The following is a 7,282-nucleotide window of genomic DNA, read 5'->3' on the forward strand; positions in this document are numbered from 1 at the left end:
TACTCACTCCATCTTTCAAGTCTTGGGCGGCCCCGCGGGCCGCCGGATAGCTGCAACTGGTTATTTCTTCTGGCCGTACCAGGCGCCCGGACCATGCTTGCGCTGATAGTGATAGTTCAGCACATAGTCCTCAACCGGGCCGGCGTGCGGCGCAATGGTGATGGTCGCCGTGGCGATGCGGGCGATTTCCTCGAGGAACACCGCGTTCAGCACGGAATCGGCGGCCGTCTTGCCCCAGGTGAACGGGCCGTGGCCGGCCACCAGCACCATGGGCGTCGCCAGCGGATTGCCCTTGCCGATGCGGCGGACGATGGCTTCGCCGGTTTCCGCCTCATAGTCGCGCGTCACTTCATCGGGCGACAGCGGCTCGGTCAGCGGCACCGGGCCATTGCAATAGTCCGCGTGCGTCGTGCCGAAGCAGGGGATCTCGCGCCGGGCCTGCGCCCAGGCCACCGCATGGGCCGAGTGCGTATGCGTCACACCGCCGATGTTGGCGAAGGCGCGATAGAGCACCAGGTGCGTCTTGGTGTCGGTGGAGGGGTTGAGGTCGCCCTCGACCACCTGGCCGTTGAGGCCGACGATCACCATCTTGTCCGGCGTCAGCTTGTCATAGGACACGCCCGACGGCTTGATGACGATGACGCCCTGCTCACGGTCGATGCCCGACACGTTGCCCCAGGTGTGCACCACGATCTTGCGACGGTCCAATTCCAGATTGGCCTCGCAAACCTGTTCGCGAAGTTCTTTCAAACGCATGGTTGGTCCTCGAAAAAGGGGGCGCCCGACCGGTCTTGGGAGGTACCCGGCCGGGCTTGGGATATCGGGGATCAGGCGCGATGGGCGTCCGCTTCGGCGAAGGCCGCAAGCTTCTGACGGCGCTCGAACAGTTCCTTGTAGGCGGCGGCCGCCTTCGGATCGGGCTTGTACTCGGTGAGGATGCCGCTCTTCATGGCAAGCTTGGCAGCCTCGGCCGACTGATACTCGCCAGCCGCCGCGGCCGCGAACACCGCCGCGCCACGGGCGCAGCATTCGGTCGATGCCACCACCGCGATCGGGCGATCGAGCACGTCGGCGCAAACCTGCACCACCAGCGGCGACTTCTGAGGAATGCCGCCGAGCGCCACGATGCGCTTCACCGGGATACCCTGGCTTTCAAAGCGGTCAACGATCGACCGCGAGCCATAGGCCACCGATTCCACCAGCGCCCGGTAGACAGCCGGAGCATCCGAACCCAGATGCAGGCCGGCGATGGCCGAGCGCAGGCGCTGATCGGCATCCGGCGTACGGCGGCCGTTGAACCAGTCGAGCGCCAGCTCGCCGGTTCCGCCCGGAGGCAGATCGGCAGCAGCCTTCTCCAGTCGGGCGAGAATGGTGTTGCCACGCTCCTCGTTGTCGTCGCCCCAGGTGAGCAGACGCTTGAACCAGGCAAACACGTCGCCGAAGGACGACTGGCCCGCCTCGAAGCCGGTCTGGCCAGCCAGAACGCTGTCGGGAACCTGGCCGCAGATGCCGGCCACCAGCGTGCTGCCCACTTCTTCCGGCGGCGCGATCAGGATGTCGCAGGTCGACGTGCCCATGACGCGAGCGAGATCATAGGGCTCGATGCCCGCACCCACGGCGCCCATGTGGCAGTCGAAGGCACCGACGGCGATGGCGATGCCGGCCTGCAGGCCGAGCTTCTCCGCCCATGCGGCGGAGAGGCGCCCGGCCACCCGGTCGGACGGGACCGGATCCTTGAACAGCGGGTAGGGGAGGTTGAGGAGAACCGGATCGAGCTTCTCGAGGAACTCCTTGCCCGGCACGCCATCCCATTCCGGATGCCACAGGGCCTTGTGGCCAGCGGCGCAGCGACCGCGCACCAGCTTGTCGATGTCGGTGTTGCCAGCGAGCAGCGCCGGAATCCAGTCGCACATCTCGATCCAGTTGGCCGCCGCCTTGGCGACTGCCGGGCTCGAACGGTAGATGTGCAGGATCTTGGCCCAGAACCATTCCGACGAATAGATGCCGCCCACATACTTGGTATAGTCGGCGATGGCGCCCGAATGGCAGAGGCGGTTGATTTCCTCGGCTTCCGCGACGGCGGTGTGGTCCTTCCACAGGATGCAGAGCGCGTCCGGATTGTCCTTGAACTCGGGGTCGAAGGCCAGCGGCTCGCCATTCTTGCCGAGCGGCAGCGGCGAGGAGCCGGTGGTGTCGACGCCGATGCCGACAACGGTCGCGGCCAGTTCCGGCACCTGGGCGAAGATCGCCTTCACGGCCTGTTCCATGGCCTCGGCATGATCGAGCGGATGCTGACGATACTGCTGCTTGGCCGGCACGCAATATTCGCCCCGCGCCCAGCGCGGATAGTTCACGACACCCTTGGCGATCTCGCCGCCGTCCGCCACGCGGAACAGCACGGCGCGGACACTGTCCGAACCGAAGTCGAGGCCGATCACATGCTTGTTGCCAGGATTTGCCATACCCAACCTCCCGATGGAGTCTCCGCCCGCTTGTTGTCTCCGCGGGACTGGAGGTATCCTTGTTGTTGTCTAGAGCACCCGCCGATCAGGTTGAACCAGGCTGATCGAAAAGCGGCTGCTCAAACCATTGAACCTGGAGCGATTTGTTGTCGATCCGGTGATTCCACCTGATCGGAAAGCGCTCTAGGTCTGCGTCCTGATCGGAGCCTTTACCACCAGGATGGTTTCCCTTGGGTTTCAGCCCCAGCCGCTGCCCCCATGCCATCCTCAGGTTTCTGAAGGGCATGGACGCCAGCGTCTCCGTCCATCGCTCATTTGGCCGTTACGGGTTATCCGCTATCCAACCTTTCGCGCCAGCGGGGTGGCCGCCGCACGCGATGCTGGTATCCTGGTCCCGGACCTCTTGGAATAGGCAGGAAACCGCTGGTTTCCGCTTATTCCTCCCATGGAGCGACGGCGTGTCAAGTCGCTGTTATTGCTCATTTTGATGGCCGGGATTATAGTCCATCCCAACGATTTCCCAAGTGGCGGATCCAGCTTTTTACATGGACGATACTGCTATCCAGACCTCCACTCCGGCTCAGGTCGAGAGTGTCATCCGGCGTCTCTCATTGCTGCAGCACGGCGATGTCGCACCGTCGCCTGACCCGGATGTTGCGCCGCTGTTTCCCGGATTCCGCTTTGATACCAATCTGGTCGCGGGCATCACCCCCATCGAGCGCAATGGTCCGCTCGACTTCCGCATCACTCGTCCGGATGGCATGCGCGGGTGGATCATCAACCTGACGATCAAGGGCGCCGGCGAAGTCTTCGATGGCACCAACCGCTTCGTGGTTCGTCCCGGCGATCTCGTCCTGCTGCCGCCCGGCGCTGTCCACGATTACGGCCTTGCGCCCGGCGCCGAGGACTGGTGGCACCGCTGGATCTATTTTCAGCCCCGCGCCTATTGGGGCGTCTGGCTGAACTGGCAGCAGCAGCGCGGCGATTCCTTCTTCATGCGCTGCGATGACGACACGCTGTTCGCCGATCTGGAGCGGAGCTTCGACGAGGTGACCGCCTGGTCCGTCAACCGCGATCTCCTGTCCATGGAGCTCGCCATGAACATCCTCGAGCGCGTGATCCTGCTCTGTGCCAAGAAGGACCGCGCCACGGCACCGCCCGGCCATTTCGACCCGCGCCTCCTGATGGCCTGCAAGTTCGTCACCGACAACCTGCACCGCCCGCTTACCGTCGCCGAAATCGCGCAGGAAGTTTGCCTGTCGCCCTCGCGCCTCGCCCATCTCTTCACCCAGACGCTCGGCCGCTCGATCCTGCGCTGGCGGGAAGAGCAGGTGATCCAGTTTGCTTGTCACCTTCTGCTGGTGAGCCCGAGCCCGGTCAAGCAGATCGCCGCCCAGGTCGGCTTCGAGGATCCGCTCTATTTCAGCCGCGTCTTCCGCCGCTACATCGGCTGCAGCCCCAAGGCCTTCCGTGCCGAGCACGGGCGGGCCATGGAATAGGGGAGGGCTGCAGGTCAGGGGCGGTCGCTTTTTTCAAAGACGGAGAGGCCGCCAGACTTGACGGCCGTCATCTCGATCAAATCAAGCCTCGATCGCAAAATTCGCATTTTCCTCCAGCTTGCTCCGTCACTAACACGTGTCTATAAGAGCGCAGACGGGTTCTGTGTTCGAATTGCGCAAGGCGGAACCCACGCATCTGAAGCTTCGTCGGGCAAGGCTGGATCGTCGGGCCTGCTCACGCCAGGGGGTACTCATGTTCACAATCGAAGAGCTTGAAGCCGGGTTCAAGGCGCGCTTCGGTCGCCAGCCGCAGTTGTTCCGCGCCCCTGGCCGCGTCAATCTCATCGGTGAGCATACCGACTACAACGACGGCTTCATCATGCCGGCCGCCCTGGAATACGAGACCCGCGCCGCCGCCGCCGCGCGCGCCGATCGCATCCTGCGCGTCCACTCCGTCAGCCGCAACGAGACCGTCGAGTTCGACCTCGATTCGCCCAATCCTGCGCCCCGCAAGGACTGGACCGACTATGTCTTCGGCGTCGCCGTCATGCTGGAGCGTGCCGGCAAGCGCCTCACCGGTGCCGATATCCTGATCGTCTCCTCGGTGCCGCTCGGTTCCGGCCTGTCGTCGTCCGCCGCTCTCGAAGTGTCGATCGGCTACAGCCTGCTGGCGCTCGCCGGCCTGCCCATCGACCGGGTGGAACTGGCCAAGCTCTGCCAGAAGGCCGAGAATGAATATGTCGGCATGCGCTGCGGCATCATGGACCAGTTCATCTCCTGCAACGGCGAGCACGACCATGCGCTGATGATCGATTGCCGCAGCCTCGAGAAGCGCTCCGTGCCGATCGACCCGCGCGCCGTCGTTGTCGTCGCCAACTCCATGGTGCACCACGAACTGGCCAGCGGCGAGTACAACAAGCGCCGTGCCTCCTGCGAGGAAGGCGTTCGCCTGTTGCGCCCGGTTCTCGGTGATATCAAGGCCTTGCGCGACGTTTCTCCCGATCAGCTTGAACAGCACAAGGCGCTGCTCGACGACGTCACCTATCGTCGCTGCCGCCACATCGTCACCGAGAACGATCGTGTCGTCGAAGCTGCTGCCGCCCTTGAGGCCGGCGATCTCGCCCGGTGCGGCGCGCTGATGAACGCCAGCCACGTCTCCATGCGCGACGACTACGAGATCACCTGCGACGAGGTGGACAAGCTTGCCGAGATCGCCTGGAAACTGCCGGGTGTGTTCGGCTCGCGCATGACCGGCGGCGGCTTCGGTGGCTGCACGGTCAGCCTGGTGGAAGCGGGCGCCGCCGAGGCCTTCATGGCCGCCGTCAAGGTTGCCTACAAGGAGGCCACCGGCCTCGACACCGTCATCTTCGCCTGCTCGCCGCGCGAGGGCGTCAGCGCCCTGTCTGCCTGATCACCGCGACCTGAGAGCCTGTCTCGAAACTCGCCGGGCGGCGGCAGATGGTTTTGAGACCCGAAGCGGAGCGGACGTGACGTTCGTGCGCTTCGGACGCGCAGAAATCGAAGCCGGATGCCCGGCCCCGGAGCGTTTCGGGTCTGGCTCTGAAATCGGGAGTACCAAGCCATGAACGCCTTTGCCGACCATCCGCACCGTCGCTTCAACCCGTTGACCGGCGAGTGGGTGCTGGTGTCGCCCCATCGCGGCAAGCGCCCCTGGCAGGGCCAGGTCGAAAAGGCCGCCGCTCCCCACAGCGTCCGCCACGATCCCAAGTGCAATCTCTGTGCCGGCAATCTGCGCATGAACGGCGAGCGCAACCCCGATTACAAATACACCTTCGTCTTCGACAACGACTTCGCGGCCCTGACGCCCGATGCGCCGTCCGACTATCGCGACGACGATGGCCTGATGATCGCCGAGGGCGAGTCCGGCCGCTGCCGCGTCATGTGCTACTCGCCGCGCCACGATCTCACGCTTGCGCGCATGAGCATTGAAGAGATCGTCCCCATCGTTGACTGCTGGGTCGAGCAATATGTCGAGCTCGGCGCCATGCCCGACATCGGCTCGGTTCTGATCTTCGAGAATCGCGGCGAGGTCATGGGCTGCTCGCAGCCCCATCCGCACGGCCAGATCTGGTCGAGCCGCCACATGCCCAACGAGACGGCCAAGGAAACCGAGCGCCAGCTCGCCTATTTCCAGGCCAAGGGGCGCCCGCTGCTGGTCGACTATGTGGAGAAGGAGCTCGCCCTCGGCGAGCGTATCGTGCACCAGAACGACCATTTCGTCGTGCTGGTGCCCTATTGGGCCGTCTGGCCCTTCGAGACCATGGTGCTGCCCAAGCGTCATGTCACCGGCATGGACCAGTTGACTGCCGCCGAGCGGGCAGGGCTCGCGGATGCTGTCTCCAACATCAACATCCGCTACGACAATCTGTTCGAGACGTCCTTCCCTTACTCCATGGGCTTCCATCAGCGACCGACGGACGGAACGGCCCATGAGGAATGGCAGCTGCACGCCCATTTCTACCCGCCGCTCCTGCGGTCGGCGACGGTGAAGAAGTTCATGGTCGGTTTTGAAATGCTCGGCTCGCCGCAGCGCGATCTCACCGCCGAGACTGCCGCCCAGCGGCTCCGCGATCTGCCGACGGTGCATTATCTCGACCGTTGAGTCCTTGCGTCACTGGTATTTGGAAAAGGGCGGGGTCCGAAGGGCGCCGCCCTTATTTATTCCGTGGTTGCGTGAAACGTTTCAGTGGGATCGAACTAATTTCATGTTACCGGATTGTCCTGAGGGGACATTTTCCCCCTCTCGCCGTTGCGCGCATCGCGGGAGCTTTCGACAGTCCGACGATCTAGTCCGATAGCAGAATCGTCCATGTAAAAAGCTAAAATGACCCTGTGCGGATCATCAAAGCGCAGCTATCCTCAGTCTAAATAAATCGGCAGGTAGTCGTGTAAAAAATGACAGTCTGCTAGACCCGAAGGCGATCAAATGACCATTCGGGTAATAAAAATGGCGGATCAAATGATCCGTGCCGGGAGGATTTGAATGATCGGACATTATTCCGGGGTTTTCCTTTAGAACCTGTATCAGTTCGTTCTGGATGATCATGCATGCTGCGCATTGCGCTGGCGTGAATGCTTTATCCATGTCTTCTTGGTGCTATTTATTCTGTCCTGTTACAATTTTGTAGGCAGGAATGGGGGTTAGGGGATGGAGTTTCGCCGCCGGTCTGGCAGGTGATTTATTCATCTTGAATGCGGAAATGCCGTCAACCTGGACGGCAAATGGGACGAGAAAATTACGGGGATGCGTGGCCGGATGGAGGTCTGTGCCGCATGCCCGATCAGTTCGGGAGGTCGTTC

6 protein-coding genes are annotated in these 7,282 nt (G+C 63.0%); 3 read left to right on the forward strand and 3 right to left on the reverse strand.

Going from position 1 to position 7,282, the window contains the following annotated elements; genetic code table 11:
* Positions 1-60: 60 nt before the first annotated feature.
* Complete coding sequence (gene araD / locus L2I41_RS21300; protein WP_237155640.1) at positions 61-756, reverse strand: L-ribulose-5-phosphate 4-epimerase AraD; 696 nt, start codon at positions 754-756, stop codon at positions 61-63.
* Between the two features lie 71 nt (positions 757-827).
* Entirely contained in the window at positions 828-2,462 is a 1,635-nt protein-coding gene (locus L2I41_RS21305) for a ribulokinase (RefSeq protein WP_237155641.1), read from the reverse strand.
* 545 nt (positions 2,463-3,007) lie between these two features.
* Here L2I41_RS21305 and araC point away from each other — a divergent pair.
* From araC to L2I41_RS21320, 3 genes are all read left to right on the forward strand, one after another.
* On the forward strand, positions 3,008-3,961 hold the full coding sequence (araC, locus tag L2I41_RS21310; RefSeq protein ID WP_237155642.1) for an arabinose operon transcriptional regulator AraC: 954 nt from the start codon (positions 3,008-3,010) through the stop codon (positions 3,959-3,961).
* A gap of 253 nt (positions 3,962-4,214) precedes the next feature.
* Positions 4,215-5,372 carry a galactokinase gene (locus tag L2I41_RS21315; protein ID WP_237155643.1) on the forward strand — a complete coding sequence of 386 codons (1,158 nt, stop codon included), beginning with the start codon at positions 4,215-4,217 and terminating at the stop codon, positions 5,370-5,372.
* 171 nt (positions 5,373-5,543) lie between these two features.
* Positions 5,544-6,584, forward strand: a complete 1,041-nt coding sequence (locus L2I41_RS21320; protein ID WP_237155644.1) for a UDP-glucose--hexose-1-phosphate uridylyltransferase — start codon at positions 5,544-5,546, stop codon at positions 6,582-6,584.
* Positions 6,585-7,079: 495 nt separating this feature from the next.
* Here L2I41_RS21320 and L2I41_RS21325 read toward each other — a convergent pair.
* Positions 7,080-7,282, reverse strand: a 203-nt coding sequence (locus L2I41_RS21325; protein WP_237155645.1) for a hypothetical protein, incomplete at its 5' end; no start/stop codon positions are given.

Origin of the sequence: Oryzibacter oryziterrae, from assembly GCF_021864535.1 — a bacterium.
Taxonomy (GTDB): domain Bacteria; phylum Pseudomonadota; class Alphaproteobacteria; order Rhizobiales; family Pleomorphomonadaceae; genus Pleomorphomonas; species Pleomorphomonas oryziterrae.